The 2,958-nt window shown below is 35.3% G+C and carries 2 protein-coding genes; one reads left to right on the forward strand and one right to left on the reverse strand.

Annotation, left to right across the window (positions count from 1 at the left end; genetic code table 11):
• Window positions 1–65: 65 nt before the first annotated feature.
• Window positions 66–1,034 (forward strand): hypothetical protein, encoded by a 969-nt coding sequence (locus KKD20_05340; protein MBU4332513.1) that lies wholly within the window; start codon window positions 66–68, stop codon window positions 1,032–1,034.
• On the opposite strand, the gene lexA is transcribed toward KKD20_05340, so the two are convergent.
• Window positions 1,002–2,861 (reverse strand): transcriptional repressor LexA, encoded by a 1,860-nt coding sequence (gene lexA / locus KKD20_05345; GenBank protein ID MBU4332514.1) that lies wholly within the window; start codon window positions 2,859–2,861, stop codon window positions 1,002–1,004. The two genes, KKD20_05340 and lexA, sit on opposite strands and share 33 nt — an antisense overlap.
• Window positions 2,862–2,958: the final 97 nt, after the last annotated feature.

Genomic DNA, 2,958 nt, shown 5'->3' on the forward strand with positions numbered 1-2,958 from the left:
AATGGTCTGCTAAATCCATGGTTTGCCGCTGTTTTATTAAAGAGTAAGAATTTAAGAATTAAAATATGGGAAAGCATGAAAGACAATTGATTGAGGAGGCGGAGAAGATTGTTGAGAAAATTTTGAATTCTCGCTCTCTTGTTGCTGAGGACAAAAGAAATCCTTGGTTTAATCACGCTGTTTGCGTGGCAAAACAAATTAAGAAGGATTTTCCAAATATTTCATCGGCTAAACATTTAGGCAATCGTTATGACAATACAGGCGATATATTAATTGTTTCTAATGGTAAGAAAATTTTTATTGAGATTAAAATGAGCGACACAAAATCTGGCATTGGGACTAAGGCGAACATAAGCCAGGATGCTCTTACGGAAAATTGTCTTTTTGTCGGCAAAGTGAAAGGTTGGAGCGATTTTCGCAAAGAAAAAAACCACAATAAGTGGGTTGATGATTATTTAAGCAAGTTTGACCGATATCCTCAAAAAATTTCAAAAATTAGCAATTCAGCGATACGAAGAGAGGAAAAAGCGAGATATTTAAGAGATTTAAAAAGAAATAAGAAATCTAAAACTATTCTTAAGGATATTAGCGAAAGAGACAGGAGCGAAAAGTTAGAATATCTTAATTATCTAAGCGCCCAAAAACAAGACGGCGAAATGATAAAGAGATTTTTTATTCTTATACTTTTGGGAATTCACACAAAAGAGATATTGTTTGAATTAATAAAAGAAAAGAATTTTTTTAAAGAAGTCCAAAATCTTTTTGTTTATTACGCTAATTACAACAAAGGGAAGATTGCTATTAAAAAAGAGGATGCTGGCGATAGAGTTAGTAAAATGCTTAATAAATATTCTCAATTTAAAATCATTTTCCCTGATGGTTTAAGTCATTGTAAAATAGTAGGCGCAAAAGGCGACAAATCGGAGCCGTTGCTGCAGATAGTTTTTCATTGGAAAAATGTGGCTCAAGGAATTAAAACACCTTGTTTGAATATTTTTGACTTAACCACAAACATTAAGAGAAATTGGGAATAGTTTTTCTAATTCGTTTTTTGAGATTTGGGTGTTCCCAGTGATATTTTTGATGGCTTTAATGCTGCTTAATGAAGATATTTGTTTAATAATATTTTTGATGGGCAGATTTTTTTTTGGCAAATTATTTCCAAAATCCATTTTTGTCTGTTCTTGCTTGGATGGGGGGAAAATTACATTGACATGATTTTCCGCGATAAACTTCATACCCGACGGAATGAATCCTGCTTTTAATTTAGAATCTTTAACCGCGCCGGTGATTCTGTTCACTACGATTGCTGGGCCGACATCAAAATCTTTCCTTTTAACATATTGCGGCTTATTGCTAATTATTGGAAATTCCAAACCATTTTCTGTAATGTTACGCGACCAAATTAGAGGAATGCCTTCCTCCGGATTATTAGTAAGAAGATTTTTATTTTCATTCCAAATTAGCCGGCCTGTTTTTACTTGATAATTTAAATCATGCAGAGTCGTTTTGTCTTTAAATATTTTTTGTAAATACTTGGCGCCTTCACTGAAGATTAAAACGCCATTTTTTTTGAATAGATAGTCGCCTTTGTTTTCGCCCTTTTTAAGAATAAGAAGCATAATTGACTGCAAGGCGCCGTGAAAAATTTTCGGGTCTCTCAGAACATGCAGATATTCAATGTTCGCGTTATGGATAATGTAATTTCTTAATTTGTGGAAATAGGCGCCATTGTTCATGGATGGGGGAATAACATAAGCGAGATAGCCGCCGTCTTTTAGCCAGTTGAGCCCCTGATAGACAAATAAACTAAAAATGTTTGTTCGTCCGTTGATGATGCTGCCGAATTTTCTTTTAATGTTATCCGGAGTTTTGAATTCGTAATAAGGGGGGTTTCCGATGACAAAATCGTATTTATCATAATCCTCATCTAAAAGTGAGTTTTTTGTATTAAGATTTACTCCCGAAACCAGGTTTCGGGAAATATCAACTAATTTTTTATCTATATCCCAGCCGTGTAGTTCAGGATTTTTGAAGCGTTCTTTCGCCGTCGCTAAAAATTCGCCCGTGCCGCAAGCGGGGTCTAGAATTTTAGGATTTTCTATCGTTTGAGGAAGTTTTTCAAGCAGCATTTCCCTAATAGATTTAGGCGTAAAATATTGACCCAAAGATTTTCTGTAATTGATGTCTGTTTTATTGATGTAATTTATAGTCGCGGCGGAGAATTGGTTGTCGTTGTTTTTCGCGTTTGTTTCTTTTTGATTTTCAAAATTTCTAATAACGCTAATAACTTTCCCTTGAATGACTAATTTTCTAACATAGATTGGTTTGAGGGCGCGGTTTGCCGGTTGGAGACGAAACCGATTTTTTTCTTTATAAACTTTCTTCAGGGTGACTTCGTTGTCATTAAGTAGGGCGACAATTGTTTCTCCGTTTTCCGCAGTTGGCTGTTCTTTGATGATAACGACATCTTGATCAAAAATTCCTTCGTCAATCATACTGTCGCCTTGAACGCGCAGGGCGAAATGTTTCCCCGATTTAGATATTTGCGATTTCGGAATAGTGATTGTTTCGGGAAATTCAATCGCCTCAATCGGCGCTCCGGCAGCGATGGTTCCGAGCAGGGGAATTTGGATTAAGTCCGAAGGTTTTCTTTTATCGTTTAATTGAATAGATCTTGGCTGGTTTTCTATTTTTCTAAGATAATCCTTGCTTCTTAAATTCTCTATATGCTTATGAACAGTCGCCAAAGACGAAAGGCGAAAATGTCTTTTTATCTCATCAATAGTCGGCGCGTAATCTTTTTCTTCAATGAATTTTTTAATATAATCCAATATTTGTTTTTGCCTTTTAGTTAGCATAATGCAATTATACCATAGCGAAAGAAAAGCGAAAATGTGGATAAGTAAAAAAGCTGCCAGAATTTTTTTACGCAAGCGGGTGATGGGAATTGGATGT

The sequence above is a fragment of the Patescibacteria group bacterium genome (assembly GCA_018896645.1).
GTDB lineage: Bacteria > Patescibacteriota > Patescibacteriia > UBA2591 > JABMQE01 > JAHIMF01.

Coding starts and splice junctions, on each gene's coding strand:
- KKD20_05340 (MBU4332513.1), top strand. CDS start 66: ATGGGAAAGCATGAAAGACAATTGATTGAGGAGGCGGAGAAGATTGTT.
- lexA (MBU4332514.1), bottom strand. CDS start 2,861: ATGCTAACTAAAAGGCAAAAACAAATATTGGATTATATTAAAAAATTC.